Origin of the sequence: Scytonema hofmannii PCC 7110, from assembly GCF_000346485.2 — a bacterium.
Taxonomy (GTDB): Bacteria; Cyanobacteriota; Cyanobacteriia; order Cyanobacteriales; family Nostocaceae; genus Scytonema; species Scytonema hofmannii.
Map to the genome: position 1 here is coordinate 6,541,555 of NZ_KQ976354.1, position 19,964 is coordinate 6,561,518.

The following is a 19,964-nucleotide window of genomic DNA, read 5'->3' on the forward strand; positions in this document are numbered from 1 at the left end:
CTAAAAATTAGCAAAAATCGCAAGAAAAGTGTTATAAATTACTTATTATCAAAATACTTTCCGATGAATTCCTGAACTTGTTTCACTTGACAAGCCTCTGCTAATTCAATCAACTTTTCAGCAAACGGGGTAAATTGGATATCTTGCTGTTTGAGCATTTCAGCTATTGCTGTCAATTCATCAAAATCTCCTTTTTGAGCAAGTTCGTGGAGTTGAGCCAGTATATTACCTTGTGGTAGTTCAATTTCAGAAGAAGTGACTTGAGAATTTCTTGGTGTTTCATCTTTACTCAATTTGTCTTGTTGTTTCTCTTGATAAACCCATTCCAGTTGCAGATGTTTGCGAAGCATTTCTAACAGCATATCAGCCTGCACGGGCTTGGGCAAAAAGTCACTAGCACCAGCTTCCATACTCTTGAACAGATCGGCATCAAACACACTAGCGGAGGATGCGATCGCTACAATATTTTTAAGTTCTGGAGACTGCTGTAACTGTTTGATCAACTCAAAACCATGCATCACAGGCATCACCAAATCAGTGATAATTACGTCAGGTTTCAAGATTTTAGCTTTGTCTAAACCTTGTTCCCCGTTACTGGCTTCAGCGACTTCAAAACCAATTGGTTCTAACATATTGATAATAACCGAGCGATTTTCCCATTTATCATCTACAATTAAAACTCTTCGTTTTGCTCCTTGATAACCAGCAATTGTACCGTAGAGAGTCACTCTCGATCCCATCAACCCATCTTTGGCTTCCTGCAACTCCACATCAAACCAGAAAGTACTGCCCTTACCCAATTCACTTTCCACTTTCAAAGTGCTACCCATAAGCGATACAATCCTGTTGCTAATAGGTAGTCCCAAACCCGTACCTTCTGCTTGCTTTTTCACATCGCCTACTTGCTCAAAAGGTACAAATATTTTCTGCAATTGTTCCTCTTGTAAACCAACCCCCGTGTCTTGAACTTGAAATCGAACTATCCTAGTTATAGGTTTTGAAGGTGAATTTTGAACAGCGTCTTTTTGAGTCATTTCTTGGTTTTCTAAAACCTTGACACTAAAAGTCACTCCTCCCGTATCGGTAAACTTCACAGCATTACCCAGTAGATTAATTAAAACCTGACGCAATCTTTTCTCATCCGCATGAATACTTTGTGGAAGATGGAAATCCGCTTGATAAATAAATGTAATACCTTTCTGTTCGGCACGAAGGCGACAAATTTCCACAACACCTTCTAAAAAGGATAAAAAATGAAAATTATTTGGATAAAGCTCCATTTTTTGAGCTTCAATTTTTGAAAGGTCTAAAATATCGTTGATTAAAGTCAACAAATGAGAACCGCACTGATAAATAATTTCGGTTCCCTTACGACCTTTTTCCGTTAAAGGTTCCGAACGACGCAAAATTTGTGCGTATCCTAAAATGCCATTCAGTGGTGTACGGAGTTCATGGCTCATATTTGTCAAAAATTCGCTTTTAGCTTTATTAGCTGTATCTGCAGCTTCTTTAGCTGCTTTGAGTTCCACAGTTCGCTCATCTACTCGTGCTTCTAGTTCCTGATTCGTCTTTTCTAAAGCACTGAAGGACTCACGCAACTGTTGTGCCATTTGGTTAAAAGAGCTTGACAATACCCCCAATTCTGCTATGTTTCCCACCTTCACTTTTTGGTCTAAATTCCCATTGGCTATAGCAGCAGAAGCGTTTTTCAAGCGTAAGATAGGACGGCTAATCCAACGAGAAGTGAAAACACCAACCACAGAAGCTAGTACTAAAGCTCCCAAACACAATAGAATTGTGGTACGGGTATTGGCATTGATGCGTTCCATAAAGTCCGATTCTGGCACTACGACCACAATGAGCCAGTCAATTCCTCGACCATCTTGTAGGGGAACCACTTGCACGAATTGTCGTTCGCCATCAAAGATAAAATCTAGTTGTTGACCACTGTTGATGGTGCTGAAGTTGCCTACGTACTTTTGTAAAGACCGGGCTGTAGCGCGAATTATAGGATTGTTAGCATTCTTTGCGTCGATCCTCTCTACCTCCTTCCCTTGAATCATAAATGACTCTTTGATAACCGAACTAGCTACCAAATTCCCAGAGCGTTCGATAATGAAGGTCTGTCCCATACGACCTATCTTTATCTCTCGCAGGAAGCGATGGATTTTCTCTATATCAAACAAGTTGTTCACAACTCCAAGGAGTTGACCTGTTTCACTGTAGACGGGATTGTTCAAAGAAGTCGCTACAGATGAATGACTTGCACGCCTAAAGAACTCACTCCAAATTGGTTTCTTCGCTTTCACCGCTGCTTTGTACCAAGGTCGAGTCCGCGAGTCGTAGTCCTGGGCTTCAATCAACTTAACTCGTCTACCTTGATTATCAAGCTTATAAACGTTTCTTTTTGGGGTAGTCGTTTGGTCTTTATATTTGACAATGACTTCACCACCTACCTCACGTTCAACCCCAACGGATTCTCCTTGAACGCTACTAAATTGAATAAAGCTCACTATGTCTTGTTGCACTAGATACCATAAGTAACTCTCTAACTCAGAATAGTTAGTTCTGTTATGTTGCCAGCTTTTGATACTAGACGCAACCACTTCATTCATCTTATGGGGTTCATCCAAGTAGGTCAAAATCTGGTGTTTAATGCGTTGGCTTGTTTCACTCCTCAATTGAGTCGCAACGTCGTTAACTGCTTGTTGACCGTTGCGTAGCGACAGCCATCCGGTTACTCCTACTGCTGCAAAAACTTGCACCACAAACGGTACGACCAAAACCAGCCGAAGCGACCATTTTTTATCTGCGGGGATTCTTTTCTCTGTATGGGTTGTAGAGGTGTTCACTTAGCATTGCCAATTAAGAATGGTTCCTGACCTATAATGTTCCCGTTTTTTGAACCATCCTATCAGCGCACAAGCTAAATCAAGAAAGAAATGTTATAATTACTATATTATCTCCTGACCCAATTGCTCCATCAAACACTCAGCAATCCGTCTAGCAGCACCTGGTTTTCCCATCCTCCGCACGCCATTTTCTGCAATAACGTGTAAACTATCGGGATTGTATAGGAGACTTCGCACTACACTAGCAGTAGCTTCTGGGTCTTGAATGAGAATTACTGAGGGTCCTAAAAGACGACTTTGCGCTTCAGCAAAGGCAGCCGTAAATTGAGGTCCTTTTCCGGGAAAGATAATCGCAGGTTTGCCCAAACCTACAAATTGTTCTGTTGCTGTTCCCGCCATTGCAATGGCTAAATCCGCCATATGCAGACAATCATTATAAGCATTTTGAGTCAGTACAAAATAAGCATTTTTCTGTTTAAATGACAGCGCATTTTTATCGGCAATTGTCACTGGTGGTTCTGCATGGGGACGCCAGCCTTGAGATTGCAGCATTTGGCGCATGCTTTCAAAATGCAAGCTGGGTGCGATCGCTCCCAAGAATACCACTGTCTTAGAAGAATATCCCATAAAATCTCGCTCCTGAAACAGTGCCATTACAGCAGAGACAGCGATCGTGATTTGATGCCAGTTATCGTAAGCTTCTGGAGGACGGGAACCTGGTAACAAAGTCACAATCAGAGGTCGAACCACTTCCTCTTGTTCTGCATTCAGGTTGTAAAATCGTTGAGAGGGAAAAGACGGTTCCAACCCATCCATCATGGGGTTACCCAAATCAAATGCAGGAATAGAGAAATTTGTCAATACCGCTGATGTGAGTGCATCTCTTGGAAATACGGCTTTGCAACGAGGACGACTCATCAGCCAACGTTCCCAAGGGTGATAAACCGAGCCGGAAAAATTTTCCCACCATGTGGATGGGTTTTTCCGTTTTAATATTCCAATTTCATCTCGCACGTAATATTCCGATTTTGCCGTCCCCACAAAAGCGTAGTTGGTACTGCTTAAAGATGCAAATAACAGTGGAACAATATCTCCTACCGCTAAGACAGCATTTTTATACCCCAATCTTTGTTGAGTGTTAACCCAGTTGCGTATAGTTTTTACTTGCTCGAACGTCAGTTGTAACAAACCACCATGCACATCTCGCACAAATTGGCGTCCATCCATATATATAAAACCACCACTAGGCATAGTGCGTACCGAACCAATGATGGGAATATCTAACTGATGGTAGGCGTGTCCCTGTCCTACTATTGGTAAAGCTACAATCTCTGGTGGATTGGGTTGTTGCTGGAGTTCCTGCAAAATGCGAACGGCTATAACATCTTCCCCGTGTCCGTTACTAATAGCAAGTAATCGCAAGCGAGAAGTTTCGTTTTGGTACTGAGAGGCTAGGGGTAGCTGTGATAGATCGCTCATGAGAAACAAAAACTTAAAGTTTACTGTCTTTTGGGATAAGAGGGATACATGGGGGTATCAATAATCGGCGAAGCAGCTGGAAGTTAGTACTATCCGCATCGCCTAACCTCTGTACAGAATTTCACACTAACTCCCAGTCAATCAGGCTAGTATTATGCGAGTTTCTTCTGCTGCAATTTTTACTCTAGTGACTTTGACGGCTAGCACCGTCACTCAACAAGCAATAGCTGCTCCTTCTAATGTTCCCACTCAAGCTGAGAATGTCAACAATATTGTAGTTCCCACAGCGGAAGAAACACCCGTTCAATCGGAAGCGATCGCTAAACCAGAAACTATAGTCGTAGAACCATTTTCTCAAAAATCCGAGATTGGGGACAAGGGGGGCACGGTAGAAAAGGAGAAAATTGTACAAGAGTTTTTTCCCTCAGTCCCTCAGTCACCCACTCCCTCACTCCCTCAGTCCCCCTCAACTGATTTGGTCGTGACAGCGACAGATGTAAAAATAGAGGGTGCAACTGAAGAATTAGAGCAAGTTATTCGCAGCAAAATCAAAACTCAAGCTGGCGGTGAAACGAGCCAAAATCAGCTACAGCAAGATGTTGCAGCTATTTTAGACACGGGTTTATTTATCAATGCCCGCGTTAATAGTAATACGACACCAACAGGTTTAAATGTTGTCTATCAAGTTCAACCTGTGATTGTGCGTTCCATCCAACTTTCTGGAGCTAAAGCACTGACTTATCAAGTTGCTTGGGAACGTTTTCAATCCCAAGTAGGAACAGCCATCAGCCCCAATGGTTTGAAGGCGGTCGTAGAACAAATCAATAAATGGTACGCTGACAATGGTTATAAAATTGCACGAGTTATATCAATAACTCCAACTCAAGATGGTATTCTGACTGTCAACGTTGGCGAAGGTGTTGTTGGTAGCGTTCAATTTCGCTTTGTCAACGAAGAAGGCAAAACAGTTGATGACAAGGGTAAGCCTATCACGGGACGTACCAAACAAGATTTCTTGCGCCAACAACTCAAACTAAAATCGGGTCAACTTTTTCAAGAAAGTGTTGTCAAGCAGGACTTACAGCAACTGTATAAAACTGGATTGTTTGAAAATGTGAATGTTGCTTTCGAGGGTGATGCAACAAAACTTGATGTCATTTACCAACTGAGGGAATTAGGCGCACGTTCTGTTAACGTAGGTGGCAATTACAGTGCTGACCAAGGAATAGTAGGTACGCTCACGTATAATGACCGAAATGTCGGTGGTAGTAACGATATATTAGGTGTGAATGTTCAAGTTGGTCGTCGCGATATCCAGTTTGAAACTAAGTTCACTAGCCCCTACCGCGCATCAAATCCAGACCGCTTGGGCTACAGCATAACCACCTTTCGCAAACGGGGACTTTCTGACACTTTTGATGGTGACGTTAAACTGGCTGACGGCGATCGCATTCGGGAAGGAAAGATTGGCGGTAGTATTAGCTTCCAACGACCAATTGATGATTGGGATACTTCTTTGGGTTTCAATTATACCCGTGTAAGTATTCGCGATCGCGAAGGGACGATCTCACCCTTTGACGAACAGGGTAATCAACTGTCTTTTAGCGGTAGTGGTATTGATGATTTGGCTACCGTGTCTTTCACTGCTACCAAAGATTTCCGAGACAACCCCTCAAATCCAACAAGCGGTTCCATACTGAAACTCAGTACTGAACAATCAGTTCCGATCGGAAACGGACAAATTTCCATGAATCGCATCAAGGCAAACTACACTCAGTTTACGCCCTTTAAGCTATTTGAATCTAAAAAACCGCAAGTCGTTGCTTTGAACTTACAAGCAGGAACAGTGCTTGGCGATTTACCACCTTATGAAACCTTTAACTTAGGTGGCCCTAATTCAGTACGCGGTTATGATGGTGGTGATATTGCTAGCGGTCGCACTTACGTCTTGGCTTCTGCAGAATACCGTTTCCCCATCCCTGTCTTGGATGCATTGGGAGGTGTGGTATTTGCTGATTTTGCCTCAGATTTAGGTTCTGGCGAGACTGTATTAGATAATCCTGGAGGAGTTCGGGATAAACCAGGGACTGGTTTTGGTTATGGGGCTGGTTTGCGCTTCGATTCACCTTTAGGTCTGATTCGGGCTGACTTTGGTTTGAATGACCAAGGTGAAAGCAGATTGCACTTTGGTATCGGTCACCGCTTTTAATTTTGGATTTTGGATTTTGGATTTTGGATTGGTGATTGTCGATTAGATCCCCGACTTCTGCAAGAAGTTGGGGATCTAGTAGCCTTGAGTAGCTGAGTGCTAAGCAGTAAGTATATGATGGGAGTTAAAAACAAAGTGGAGCATCTGTTAGATGGAAAATTGATTATTATGATTTGCGATCGCTAAAAATCCAGGTTAGACTCAAGACTTGAAACCGGAGTTTCCGGTTTTGTAGTTGAAAATGCAGTATTAACATAACCATACCAATTTGAAAAAAGAATGCGACAGATCGTTGGATAGAATAAAGTCTAAGTAAGGCTTTCTCAATCCAAAATCTAAAATCTAAAATCCAAAATGGTATGACTTGATTGACTCAGCACTCAGGACTCCATATGCTAGCAGGTACAACCTTGCAAGGTGGCAAATATACTCTAGACCAGGAAATAGGTCGGGGGGGCTTTGGGATTACGTTCAAAGCAACTCATCACTACTTACATCAGGTTGTGGTGATTAAAACTCTGAATGAGAAATTGCGACAGCATCCTTCTTTTGCCAAATTTGAAGGTCAATTCCAAGATGAAGCCAGACGATTGGCGACGTGTGTTCATCCAAATATTGTCAGGGTAAGCGACTTTTTTGTCGAAGACAAGCTACCTTACATGGTGATGGAATACATTCCCGGTGAAAGTCTGGCACAAGCATTTGTCATTCCAGCAATACCTTTGCAAGAGAGCCTAGCAGTTCATTATATCCGCCAGATAGGAGCAGCACTACAGGTTGTTCATCACAATAACTTGCTGCATCGAGATGTCAAACCGGATAATATTATTCTTCGTCAAGGAACTCAGGAAGTGGTGCTGATTGATTTTGGCATTGCACGAGAGTTTAATCATGGAGCAAGGCAAACTCATACGGGGATCGTCTCAGAAGGTTACTCGCCCATCGAACAGTATATGTCGCAAGCACCTCGCACGCCTGCAACGGATGTCTATGGTTTAGCAGCAACATTATACGCTCTGTTGACAGCACAAGTTCCCATGCCAGCATTACTGCGCGATCGCGAACCAATGCCCTCCCCTCGCGAGTTACAACCCTACTTAAGTGCATCGGTCAATCAAGCAGTGATGAGGGGTATGGCAGTAGAATCTCGTTTTCGTCCCCAAACCGTTGCAGAGTGGTTGCAAATACTACCTAACAGTAGCATAAATGCAGTACCTCAATCAGTAGCAACTCAAACAGTACCGACTATCGATTTATCGGCACAACAACAAATAGTAAAATTGCCTCAGAAGGTAACCCCGAACGCAGCAGAAACTTCACCACCTCCAAGCAAATCCAATAAAGCCAACAAAACATTGTCACCCAAGGTTTTAATTGGTACAGGTGTAGCTCTCATAGCAGCTACAACAAGTTTTGCCGTCACTAGCATGATTACCAAAAATCAATCGCCATCCCCACAGCAGACAGTAGAGAAGCGCAATAATAATGGCGTATTTGAGAACACACCCACAGCAGACACGACACCAATTTCAGAACAAGATACCAACACGACTAAAAGCAATAACACCAATACATATAAAGTTGAAACTGCACCGACTTCTACTTCTAGTTACAAGCGACGCAAGCGAAACCGTCGAACTTCAACCGAACAATATTCTACACAAGAATCAACCAAAACTAACTCTGGAGCATCCGTAAATCAACAAAATCAAAATCAAGAACCAACACGGGAAGCATCAGAACAAAGACAGGAAGCTGCTTCACCAAGCACGGACTCCTCAAGTAAGTTAAGAGAGACACTGAGGAAATATCGCGATCGTAATACCGCCCCATCATCTTCCGAAAATCAATCACCACCTTCAAGTGGCACTTCTGAAACATCCCCATCAGTCAAGCAGCCAAATAATTCTCCCGTTGTTGTTCCCGAACAACGTTCTAACGTTGAATCCAAACAACCCGATTCATCCTCTGTAGTAGTCCCAACACAAGAACAACCAAACCCATCTACTGATAATAATTAAAAAAACACGATTTTAGATTTTGGATTTTAGATTTTAGATTTTAGATTTTAGATTGAGAACTTCCTACCTAAACTCAATCTCAACCTACTCTAAAAAACCTCTCTTTTCTCAGCGCCCTCAGCGCCTCTGCGGTTCATTAAAATTGTCATAATTCATATTGAAAAACTTCTTTTCTTCGCGTCTTTGCGTGAGTTTAATAATAACTCTTGAACCATATCGGCGTAAGTAGGGTGGGCAATGCCCACCACACAAGTATTTTGTGCTGCATAGCCCTACTGAAGTAGATTTCTCGTCACTGGTCACTGGTCATTGGTCACTGACTTTTCAGAACTTAACTTAAACTCCACCTGACGTAGAGCCGATTGCCAAACCTCATATCCTTCCCGACTAAGATGCAAACCATCAGTAGTTAATTCCTCACGAAGATTGCCACGAAAATCTATAAACCATTGATAAAGATTTAAATAATAAGCATTCTCTTGTTTAGCAATAAGAGCGAGATGATGATTGATATTACGAATCCGTTTATTAGGAATCTTTGATAACCGAGTCGGTAGAATTGATTGGACAAAAATCTTAGCTTGTGGATGAGATTCCCTCAAGTTGCGGAGCATTTTACGATGATTGCGTAAAATAGTTTCATCTGTCAGACCTCTCCGCAAATCGTTGATTCCTGCCATTATGTAAATAACATCTGGTTTCGTTCCAGAAAAAGCAGACAGCCTTTTGACAACACCACCAGAAGTATCTCCAGATATTCCCTGATTCAACCACAATCTATCTGATGGTAAACTTTCTTGGGGAAACCACAAACTTAAAGAATCTCCCAGTAAAATACCCAAGCTGTTTCTACCCTGTCCTTGTGCCATAACTTTAGCTTCCAAAGACAACAAGCTTTTCCAATCCTCATAAGTCAGTTGGCTTTTATTTGCTGCTACCAACAACGATTGTAGGCGTTCATTGGGAAAGTTAGTATGAGTTTGACCAGTTTTCAGTTCAATCAGTCTTTGATGGTAAAGTTGACGTCCAGATACTGGTCTGCGATTATACGTAGGTTGGGTGTTAAAATGGAAAGATGAAGCAGTTGGTTTTGATAATATCTGATTATTGCTAAACTCAGATACAGAAGGTATCGAAAGCTCTACACTAGGAACTATTTTTCCGCCAACAGCATGCTGCGTGTTGTCCTTTAAATTCCACAAAACTCCACTATTTTCTGCTTGAATAATTGATAGTTGTGGAATAGTTGATGCTGGTATTACCACTCCTGTTAACAAACCTGCTGCCAACAGATAAAACTCCCTCATTTTTTACAGTTTCTCCTCCACTTGCTGCTTCTTTCTATTGACAGCATGAACTCACTCAGTTCAGGACAATTCAAAGTACTTTTACTTATTTTTATTGCTAAAAATTAGTTTTGTAAAGGCAGACAAGATGTTGTTTATCATTTCTTCAGAGATTTTTTGAGGAATGTATAAAAGTAACTTTTATGGCATAAATTTCTACGTAATATCAGTATAGAGAATCTTTTAACCCAGTCAAAAAAAGTGTAGTGACACTACTTGACTATAAAAATCAGTCAAATAATATACTATTTTTTCGGGAAATCCACATAGATGTTACTAGAAAACGAATGCATAACAGTAGTTTTTATTCTATAAATCCACAAACCTATAACGACTGCCAATCACATAATCTTCATTAATTTCAAAAGAAATCCATCGACGCTGTAAGATTTCTGCCACAAAACCAGTGGTATTGGAACCGGCAAAGGGATCTAGCACCATATTACCTTCATCTGTTAAAAATTTGATGAAGAATTCTGCAAAGCCTTGCGGAAAACGCGCAGGATGTGGTTGAATTCCTAGAGTTTTACAGCGACGCAAGTAAGCACTATTTGATTCAGTATTGGCAATTTCTAACAAGTTTGGTGGAATAGCTCCATTGTTATCTTTTTGAAATTTGTCAGAAATATCATGTCCACTAGGACGTACTTTTGCTTTATAGCCCTTTTTCAGCAATTGTTTCATACTCTGGCTGTATGGCTTTAAAACTTTTCTATTATCCGCTTTTGGATGAGGCGTTTTAGATAACCACCAAACAATGTTGACTGAATCCTTAACACGGATTCGCCTAACTGTCACCCATTCAGCAGGGGTAGGTAGTCGGGCTGGATTGTAATGATAGAATTCCTGAGCGAGAAAAAAACCAACTTCCTTACACAGTCTGACTAAAAGTTCGTACTGGTAAATGCTTCGCACTGGATAACCGGGGAGGTATGCACCGCCTAAATCCAGAATAAAAGATCCATCTTCTGCAAGGACTCTTTTAAATTCATGGGCAAAAGGCAAAAACCATTCTACGTACTTTTCTGCACTCTCGTTCCCGTATTCCTTTTTGCGTGTCAGTGCAAAGGGAGGTGAGGTGAGGATGAGATTGATAGTACTATCTTTTATGGATTTAATAAGTTCTAGGCTATCACCTAAGTATGCTTCTCCGTTGGTTTGAGTGTAATAGGGGTTGGAATTTGTTGTTATGTGTTCTTGTTTCAAGTTTTTTGAAGAAGTCTTTAAATCTCTCTTGTGGTACGGGCGTCTCGCCCGTCACTAGTATAGAACGGGCGGGGACGCCCGTACCACAAAATTGGATAATGACCACAAAATTGGATAATGACCACAAAATTGGATAATGACCACAAAATTGGATAATGACCACAAAATTGGATAATAACTACAAAATTGGATAATGACCACAAAATTGGATAATGACCACAAAATTGGATAATGACCACAAAATTGGATAATGACCACAAAATTGGATAATGACCACAAGATTGGATAATTTATTTCTTGGAAATCCCTTATTCAATTTTGCCAGAAAAAAGGGTACTCTTCTGGAGTATCTGATAGACCTGCTTTAACAGGGTTTTGTCTGATGTATTCCCAGCATCCCTGAAACTCTTGCTCATTTCTCATGATGCGATCGTATCTTTCCTCTTGCCAAACTGTGCCTATATGTTTCATTACCTTGGGAATTTGCTTAGCACTATAACTTTTAATACTGTGCATAATACTACCTAATGACCAAAACTCATTTTCAGATTTAAGCCAAGGCTGAATTAGCATATGTACATGATCTGACATGATCGCCAAAACAAAAATTTTATATCTCTTGTTATTAAAGAAGAGGCAAGCATTCAAAACGACTTGCCTAGCTTCTGGGGTCAGTTCCAGCTTTTCCCAAGTATTAAAAGTAATAAAGTAAACTGCCTCATCTAGTTCCCAGTGAGGCAAAGTTCTTTGAGTGATTTTTAACTTTGGCTCTTGCATTGAACATTAGTAAAGTAATTTTTGTCTTGTAGGGTGGGCATCCTTGCCCGCCCGTCCCTGCATCCTTGCCCGCCCGTCCCTGCATCCTTGCCCGTCCTGCCCAACAGCACCCCTGCCTGAATTTTTGCTCCTAACTTTATCTTTCCCATCTCAATAAAAAAAATTTCATCTTGTTAGAAGGTGGCATTGATACTTGTCATCATCTATGACGGGCAGGACGCCCGTACCACAAGGGCATAGACAATTAGAAAAACTGGTTTCTTGTGGGGTGGGCATCCTTGCCTGCCCTTCCTTACTACTGCGTTGCCTGCCCTTCCTTACTACTGCGTTGCCTGCCATTCCCTACTACTGCGTTGCTTGCCCTTCCTTACTACTGCGTTGCCTGCCCTTCCTTACTACTAGTTTGCCTGCCCTTCCCTACTACTAGTTTGCCTGCCATTCCCTACTACTGCGTTGCCTGCCATTCCCTACTACTGCGTTGCCTGCCATTCCCCACTACTGCGTTGCCTGCCATTCCCTACTACTGCGTTGCCTGCCCTTCCCTACTACTGCGTTGCCTGCCCTTCCTTACTACTGCGTTGCCTGCCCTTCCTTACTACTAGTTTGCCTGCCTTTTGCTTACTACTGCGTTGCCTGCTCTTCCCTACTACTCCGTTACAAGCCGATCTTCATCTGTGACGGGTGACGGGCGGGACGCCCGTACCACAAGAGCATAGACTGTAGAGATTATTTCAAAAACAAAAAATCCCCCGCCTTGCGACGAGGGAGTTTAACTATTTACTTACTACTGCGAATTCAGTCAACTTATTAACCGAACTTACCTGCAGTCGAAGCAATCAAGAATGCGGCGTAGGTGAAGACGTAACCCACAGCGAAGTGAGTTAAACCTACTAAGCGAGCTTGAACAATGGACAGAGCCACGGGCTTGTCTTTCCAGCGAACTAGGTTCGCCAATGGAGTCCGCTCGTGTGCCCAAACTAAGGTTTCAATCAACTCTTGCCAGTAACCTCTCCAAGAGATGAGGAACATGAAACCTGTCGCCCAAATCAAATGTCCGAAGAGGAACATCCACGCCCAAACTGACAGGTTGTTCATGCCGTATGGATTGTAGCCGTTGATTAACTGTGCGGAGTTCGCCCAGAGATAATCGCGGAACCAACCCATGAGGTATGTGGAAGACTCATTAAATTGTGCAACGTTACCTTGCCAAATGCCTAAGTGCTTCCAGTGCCAGTAGAAGGTGACCCAACCTACTGTATTCAGCGCCCAGAATGTTGCCAGGTAGAAAGAGTCCCAAGCGGAAATGTCGCAAGTACCGCCACGACCGGGACCGTCGCAAGGGAATGCATAACCGAAGTCCTTCTTGTCGGGCATCAGCTTGGAACCACGAGCATCCAAAGCACCTTTCACGAGTATGAGAACGGTGGTGTGGATTGCGAGGGCAAAAGCGTGGTGAACGAGGAAGTCTCCAGGTCCAATGGTTAAGAACAATGAGTTCGTACCATTGTTAACTGCATCTAACCAACCTGGTAGCCATACGTTACCGTAGTTAGGCCAAGCGGTGGAAGCAATACTATCTGGATTCGACAAAAGAACATTCAAGCCATACAGCACTTTACCGTGAGATGCTTGAATGAACTGTGCGAACACGGGTTCAATCAAAATTTGCTTTTCGGGGGTACCGAAGGCAACAACTACGTCGTTGTGGACGTACAAACTTAAGGTGTGGAAGCCCAAGAACAGGGATACCCAGCTGAGGTGAGAGATGATGGCTTCTTTATGCTTGAGTACGCGATCGAGCACGTTGCCTTTGTTTTGTTCTGGATCGTAGTCGCGTACCCAGAAGATAGCTCCGTGAGCGAAAGCACCCAGCATTAAGAAGACAGCAATGTACTGGTGATGGGTGTACAGCGCTGCTTGAGTTGTGTAGTCCTTAGCGATAAACGCGTAAGGAGGCATGGCATACATATGCTGCGCTACTAAGGAGGTGATTACACCCAAAGCAGCTAGGTGCCATCCCAACTGGAAGTGCAGGGAGTTGTTGTAGGTATCATAGATACCTTGGTGAGGTAGATTGAATGGACCTTCGACAGGAATACCGAAGAAACTCTTGGCATTCAACGCCTCTTTCAGGCTATGACCGATACCAAAGTTGGTACGGTACATATGACCGGCGATAATGAAGAGTACTGCGATCGCCAAGTGGTGGTGAGCGATGTCCGTCAGCCACAAAGACTCTGTCTGAGGATGGAATCCACCCAAGAATGTCAGAATTGCCGTCCCAGATCCTTGAGAGGTACTGAACAGGTGGTTAGCAGTATCGGGGTTAGCCGCGTATACTCCCCAGTTTCCTGTAAAGAAAGGTTGCAAACCAGCTGGGTGGGGCAGAGTTGTCAGGAAGTTATCCCAACCTACGTGCTGTCCGCGTGATTCGGGGATCGCTACGTGAATCAGGTGACCTGCCCAAGCCAGAGAACTCACACCGAACAAACCTGCTATGTGATGGTTCAAACGGGGTTCTGCGCTCTTAAACCAGGCTAAGCTGGGTCGGAACTTGGGTTGTAAGTGCAACCAACCAGCGAACAGGAACACTGCTGCCAATATGAGGAGGAACACCGAACCTTGATACAGGTCATTGTTCGTCCGCATACCGATGGTGTACCACCAGTGATAAACACCTGAGTATGCAATATTGACTGGATTGCTAGCACCTGCTTGGGTAAATGCTTCTATTGCTGGCTTCCCAAACTGCGGGTCCCAAATTGCGTGGGCGATAGGACGGATATGAAGAGGGTCTTTAATCCACTGTTCAAAGTTACCTTGCCAAGCTACGTGGAACAGCAGGCTTGATGCCCACAGGAAAATGATTGCCACGTGACCGAAATGAGTTGCGAAAATCTTTTGGTAAAGATTTTCTTCCGTCATGCCATCGTGGCTTTCAAAATCATTTCCCATAGCCATCGCATACCAGATCCGACGCGTCGTCGGGTCTTGTGCGAGATCCTGGCTAAATTTTGGAAATTTTGTTGCCATGGGTTTGATAAAATCCTCTGACCTTTAGCCACCAACTTAATGATTTTGGATTTTGGATTTTGGATTTTGGATTGAATCTAAAACCTAAAATCCGAAATCCAAAATTTTTGTTGATGTTTAGCCTAATGAAATAATTCGTGCGTGGAAGAACGCCCAGGTTGTGGCGATTCCTCCTAAGAGGTAGTGAGCTACACCAACAGCCCGACCTTGAATGATGCTAAGAGCACGAGGCTGAATAGCGGGAGCTACCTTCAGTTTATTATGAGCCCAAACAATCGACTCAATTAGTTCTTGCCAGTAGCCGCGACCGCTGAACAAGAACATTAAACTGAACGCCCAAACAAAGTGAGCACCTAAGAAGAGGAGACCATAAGCTGAGAGCGCACTGCCGTAGGAGTTAATCACTTGGACAGCTTGCGCCCACAGGAAGTCGCGCAACCAGCCATTGATGGTAATAGCGCTTTGAGCGAAGTTACCACCAGTAAGGTGATTGACCACACCATCTGAGTCTACGGTTCCCCAGACATCCGACTGCATTTTCCAGCTGAAGTGGAAAATTGCAATGGAGATGGTGTTGTACATCCAGAACAAACCTAAGAACACGTGATCCCAACCAGATACCTGACAGGTACCGCCACGACCCGGACCGTCGCAAGGGAAACGGAAGCCCAAGTTCATCTTGTCTGGAATCAGACGAGAACTACGAGCAAACAGGAATCCTTTCAACAGAATCAACACAGTAACGTGGATTTGGAATGCGTGGATGTGGTGGATTAAGAAATCCGCCGTACCCAATGCAATTGGCATCATTGCCACTTTGCCGCCTACAGCCAAGATACCGCCACCGAAAGCATAGCTAACGGGTTCTAGTGCGTTGGGAGCAGTTGCACCTGGCGCTACTGTGTGGATGTTTTGCACCCACTGAGCAAACACTGGCTGCAGCTGAATAGCTTTGTCAGAGAACATATCTTGGGGACGACCCAAGGCACGCATTGTATCGTTGTGTATGTACAGTCCAAAGCTATGGAAGCCAAGGAACATAGAAACCCAGTTCAGGTGAGAGATGATTGCATCTCTGTGACGAAGCACGCGGTCTAACACGTTATTCTGATTCACCACTGGATCGTAGTCACGCACCATAAAGATGGCACCGTGAGCAGCCGCACCAACAATCAGGAAGCCTCCAATCCACATATGGTGGGTGAAGATACAAAGCTGAGTTGCGTAGTCTACTGCCAAGTACGGATACGGAGGCATCGCGTACATATGGTGAGCCACGATGATGGTTAACGAACCCAACATTGCCAAGTTAGTTGACAGCTGGGCGTGCCAAGATGTGGTGAGGTTTTCGTAGAGACCTTTGTGACCATCGCCAGTGAAGGGACCTTTGTGGTTTTCCAGAATCTCTTTGATGCTGTGACCAATACCCCAGTTGGTACGGTACTGGTGACCTGCGATGATAAACAACACTGCGATCGCCAAATGGTGGTGAGCATTATCTGTCAACCACAAACCGCCAGTCACCGGATTTAAACCGCCTTTGAAAGTGAGGAAGTCAGCATACTGTCCCCAATTCAAAGTAAAGAATGGCGCTAGACCATTGGCAAAGCCTGGAAATAGTTCGATCAGCAAGTCTTTGTTCAGGATGAACTCATGAGGTAAAGGGACATCCTTAACAGCCACTCCCGCATCCAACAACTTATTGATAGGTGCCGATACGTGGATTATGTGACCTGCCCATCCCAAGGAACCACAACCTAGCAACACTGCCAAGTGGTGATTCAACATGGATTCTACATTCTGGAACCATTCCAGCTTTGGCGCACGCTTGTGGTAGTGGAACCAGCCTGCAAACAGGAACAATCCTGCTAATACCAAGCCACCAATTGCCGTGCAGTAGAGCTGGAATGAATTGGTAATACCCCAACCACGCCAGATGTAGAACAAGCCGGAGGTGATTTGGATACCATGGAATCCACCACCGACATCCCCATTTAAAATTTGCTGACCAACAACTGGCCAAACAACTTGGGCACTTGGCTTGATATGAAGGGGGTCGCTCAGCCAAGCTTCGTAGTTAGAAAAACGAGCGCCGTGGAATATCATCCCGCTCAGCCAGAGTGTCACTACGGCGAGGTGACCGAAGTGGGCTGCGAAGATTTTGCGGGATATGTCTTCTAAGTCGCTTGTATGCGTATCAAAGTCATGGGCGAGCGCGTGCAGGTTCCAAATCCATGCTGTGGTTTTTGGACCTCGGGCTAGAGATCTATCGAAATGCCCCGGCTTAGACCATAGGTCAAAGGACGTAGGTACCGGGTCGTTATCGACGATGACTCTTGCCTTTTTTTCCTCTCGCTCTGGAGGACTAATTGTCATTCGACCTCCTCTCTTAACAAGGATTGAGGAATTAATACCACAACTTGTCTTCTTAGCTTAAAGAAAGCTACCACTTTTCCAGAAACTTACTGGAGTAGCGATGAAGACCGTCTGTGGAGATTGGTTTCTCGTTGAATTATAAAGGCTTAACTCGTACCTTGTTAGAGAGAATTTAACAATAATTCAAAATCCCCGAATCAACCGTGTAATCTGCTTTTGACGTTAAAAGCATTGGACAAAAAGTCAATACTTTCTTCATTTATTTTACAAAGAGACACAATTCGTAAAAATTATAGTCATAGCATAAAAAGGACGAAAAATGAACTGTAATTTGTTTTGAAAATAGAGCATTGGGCATTGGGCAAAGAATGGTGTTCATCCTTGGTTGTGAGCGATTACCCATGAATAATGTTTTGATTTTCGTCTAAATTTTAGTTACCTTTAAAATAATTAAAAAACTATTAAATTAATATTTTGCTTAGTAAAATGTATAAATCAATACTTTTTTGAAGCTACAATGAGGTGTATGTCAAGATAAAATCGTATCCCTCCTAAGTTCACGCCTGAGAACGTGCAGGAATGACGCACTTTTGGGCTATATTGTCCAGTGGACAATTTGGTTTTTAACTCTTATTTGGTGAAACACATGAACTTGTGGCAGAAGAAGGGAATTGATCTCCTCAGGTGGTTCATGGCGCTGGTACTAGTCTTAAATGTGACCAGTTGTGGTAACAGTGAAAAAGCTGTCAGCCAAGAACCGTTTGGTAGCTTGCAAGAAAATGTTCGACTTTCCGGGCAAATATCAGAAGTTTCGCCACCAGTAACAATCCAAGAACTGCGGCAAGCACTGGAAATTTATGAGCCACAAGTTACAATAGTGGCTCCCAAAGCAGACGAAACCCTGCAGGATAATACCGTCACAGTCCGCTTTCAAGTTAAAGATCTACCTATATTTAAAGATTCAAAATGGGACCTCGGTCCCCACTTACACGTCATTCTCGATAACGAACCTTACATAGCGGTTTATAACTTAGACCAACCCCTAATTTTGTCAGATTTATCCCCAGGAACTCATACTTTACGCGTTTTTGCTTCCCGTCCCTGGCATGAAAGTTTTAAAAACGAAGGTGCTTACGCTCAATCAACATTCCATATATTTACAAAGACTGACAATAATAACCCCGATCCAAAACAGCCGTTGTTAACCTACAGCCGTCCGAAAGGCGATTATGGTGCAGAACCTATTCTACTTGACTTTTATTTAACAAACGCTCCTCTGCATTTGGTTGCACGAGAAAATCCCAATGATGAAATTGCAGATTGGCGTATTCGCTGCACAATCAATGGTGAAAGCTTTGTTTTAGACCGTTGGCAGTCAGTTTACCTCAAGGGGTTCAAGCCTGGTAAAAACTGGGTAGAGCTAGAATTTTTAGACGAGCAAGGAAATCCCGTCAAAAATGTTTTCAACAGCACTGCTAGATTAATTACTTATGACCCAAAAGGTCAAGATACGCTTTCTCGAATCGTTCGAGGAGAACTTTCAGCCGACCAAGTCCGCAGCATCGTAGATCCCAACTATACATATAAGACACCAGTTGCTGAACCTACTCGGTCTCAAACCCCAGTACCAACGGTAGAGAAAGCACCCCAAGTACAACCACAGGAACAACAACAACCAGTTCTTGAACTCGAACCAACACCTGTTCCCACTTCAATTCCAAGTGTTGAAGAAAAAGCACCTGAAACACCAGTTGAGGAACCAAAACAATCGACTTCCGAACCCGAATTGCAGGAAATACCTCAAGCTCAACCAGAAAAAGCAAAATCGAGAGGATTTTTTAATCGCTTTGGGCGTCGTCCAGAAACAACTCCAACCCCAGAAACAACTGTTACACCGACTCCTAGCGAACCTCCTACTTTGCCAGAGATTATTGAATCTCCACAACCAGAAACTACAGTAGAACCACAAGCCTCAGAAACACCAAAATCTGAGTCAAAAACTATACCAGAAACACTAACTCAGCCAGAGCAAACGACAACAGTGGAACCAACAACTTCACCAGAAGCGGTTGCTCCCCAGTCAGAGAAAAAGGGGCGGTTTAGTCAATACTTCAATCGTCAGACAAACAAAACACCAGTGCCAGAGGTTACTGTTGAACCAACTCCTAGCGTACCTCCTACTTTGCCAGAGATTATTGAATCTCCTCAATCAGAAACAGTGGTACCTTAACCAGAAAGTACTACAAAACCGCAGTGTCTTGCTCTTATTCCCAGCCAGGGCTTCCTCTTGGTAACTTCCAAGAAATCAATTATCCATCTTGTGGAACGGGCGTCCTCGCCCGTTCTTTATTGATGGCAGGCTGTGAGCATCGCAATACAAGAAATTTAATAACCGCAGATGGACGCAGATGGACGCGGATAAATTTATAAAAAATATGGCAATTCAACAACCACAATATAGCAAGCAAGAATTCGCACGGCTGGGTGATGAAATTTACGAACGCGATATTTATCCGCAACTTCAACCGGATAGCCAAGGCAAAATAGTTGTTATTGACATTGCTACAGGTGCATGGGAAGTAGATATTGATGAAATTTCTGCCTGTACTCGTCCAAGTCATAGCCAAACAACAGTATGATGACTGGAAAAGTGAATGCGGATAAA

At 43.4% G+C, this 19,964-nt stretch carries 12 protein-coding genes; 5 read left to right on the top strand and 7 right to left on the bottom strand.

Annotated features, from left to right (window positions below; all coding sequences use genetic code 11):
* Positions 1-38 precede the first annotated feature (38 nt).
* Positions 39-2,852, bottom strand: a complete 2,814-nt coding sequence (locus WA1_RS27240) for a hybrid sensor histidine kinase/response regulator (protein WP_017745565.1) — start codon at positions 2,850-2,852, stop codon at positions 39-41.
* Positions 2,853-2,954: 102 nt separating this feature from the next.
* Positions 2,955-4,331: a lipid-A-disaccharide synthase-related protein gene (locus WA1_RS27245; RefSeq protein WP_017745566.1), complete on the bottom strand. Its 1,377-nt coding sequence runs from the start codon at positions 4,329-4,331 to the stop codon at positions 2,955-2,957.
* Positions 4,332-4,485: 154 nt separating this feature from the next.
* Here WA1_RS27245 and WA1_RS27250 point away from each other — a divergent pair, with 154 nt between their 5' ends.
* Together WA1_RS27250 and WA1_RS27255 are read left to right on the top strand one after the other, a co-directional pair.
* Positions 4,486-6,540: a BamA/TamA family outer membrane protein gene (locus WA1_RS27250; protein ID WP_017745567.1), complete on the top strand. Its 2,055-nt coding sequence runs from the start codon at positions 4,486-4,488 to the stop codon at positions 6,538-6,540.
* A 392-nt stretch (positions 6,541-6,932) separates the two neighbouring features.
* On the top strand, positions 6,933-8,561 hold the full coding sequence (locus tag WA1_RS27255) for a protein kinase domain-containing protein (protein ID WP_017745568.1): 1,629 nt from the start codon (positions 6,933-6,935) through the stop codon (positions 8,559-8,561).
* A 299-nt stretch (positions 8,562-8,860) separates the two neighbouring features.
* Here WA1_RS27255 and WA1_RS27260 read toward each other — a convergent pair whose 3' ends face one another.
* From WA1_RS27260 to psaA, 5 genes are all read right to left on the bottom strand, one after another.
* The gene (locus WA1_RS27260; RefSeq protein WP_017745569.1) at positions 8,861-9,868 is read right to left on the bottom strand and encodes an SGNH/GDSL hydrolase family protein; all 1,008 of its coding nucleotides are present in this window, start codon (positions 9,866-9,868) and stop codon (positions 8,861-8,863) included.
* A gap of 348 nt (positions 9,869-10,216) precedes the next feature.
* Positions 10,217-11,113 (bottom strand): DNA-methyltransferase, encoded by an 897-nt coding sequence (locus WA1_RS27265; RefSeq protein WP_017745570.1) that lies wholly within the window; start codon positions 11,111-11,113, stop codon positions 10,217-10,219.
* A 312-nt stretch (positions 11,114-11,425) separates the two neighbouring features.
* Positions 11,426-11,890: an REP-associated tyrosine transposase gene (locus WA1_RS27270; protein ID WP_017745571.1), complete on the bottom strand. Its 465-nt coding sequence runs from the start codon at positions 11,888-11,890 to the stop codon at positions 11,426-11,428.
* An 807-nt stretch (positions 11,891-12,697) separates the two neighbouring features.
* On the bottom strand, positions 12,698-14,923 hold the full coding sequence (gene psaB / locus WA1_RS27275; RefSeq protein WP_017745573.1) for a photosystem I core protein PsaB: 2,226 nt from the start codon (positions 14,921-14,923) through the stop codon (positions 12,698-12,700).
* A gap of 117 nt (positions 14,924-15,040) precedes the next feature.
* A complete protein-coding gene (psaA, locus tag WA1_RS27280; protein ID WP_017745574.1) occupies positions 15,041-17,299 on the bottom strand; it encodes a photosystem I core protein PsaA in 2,259 nt (752 codons plus the stop codon).
* 646 nt (positions 17,300-17,945) lie between these two features.
* Between psaA and WA1_RS27285 the strand changes: the two genes are divergently transcribed.
* The 3 genes from WA1_RS27285 to WA1_RS27290 are packed head-to-tail and all read left to right on the top strand — an operon-like array spanning position 17,946 to position 19,938.
* Positions 17,946-19,529: a hypothetical protein gene (locus WA1_RS27285; protein ID WP_026134904.1), complete on the top strand. Its 1,584-nt coding sequence runs from the start codon at positions 17,946-17,948 to the stop codon at positions 19,527-19,529.
* A gap of 23 nt (positions 19,530-19,552) precedes the next feature.
* Entirely contained in the window at positions 19,553-19,729 is a 177-nt protein-coding gene (locus tag WA1_RS57300) for a hypothetical protein (protein ID WP_158516704.1), read from the top strand.
* A 5-nt stretch (positions 19,730-19,734) separates the two neighbouring features.
* Positions 19,735-19,938: a hypothetical protein gene (locus WA1_RS27290; protein WP_081403148.1), complete on the top strand. Its 204-nt coding sequence runs from the start codon at positions 19,735-19,737 to the stop codon at positions 19,936-19,938.
* The last annotated feature ends 26 nt before the right edge of the window (positions 19,939-19,964 follow it).